Raw genomic sequence first — 258 nt, forward strand, 5'->3', positions numbered from 1 at the left:
CGCAGTTCAACGTTAAACTTTCCACTGGCTTAGTGGCACCAAAGTGGCAAGCTGAAGACTTCAATCTGAGTGGGATCACGAGTGCCAATGTCGGCAGTTATTCAATCGGTTTAAGTCAACAAGGGCTGCAGAAGCTACAGCAAGCTAACCCGAATTACACGCTTGAAAGTGCCAACGTGACCGGTGGTCAGTTCCACATTACAGCGGCACCAGTAACGATCATCGCGCCAACTTTGACGAAGAGCTATGACGGCCAGA

General features: G+C 50.0%; 1 protein-coding gene. It reads left to right on the plus strand.

What is annotated here, in order from left to right; genetic code table 11:
• Positions 1-32: 32 nt before the first annotated feature.
• A partial coding sequence (locus CES82_RS12610; RefSeq protein ID WP_225364911.1) for an MBG domain-containing protein occupies positions 33-258 on the plus strand: 226 nt, incomplete at its 3' end.

This window comes from Secundilactobacillus silagincola, from assembly GCF_002583405.1.
In the GTDB taxonomy this organism is placed as follows: Bacteria; Bacillota; Bacilli; order Lactobacillales; family Lactobacillaceae; genus Secundilactobacillus; species Secundilactobacillus silagincola.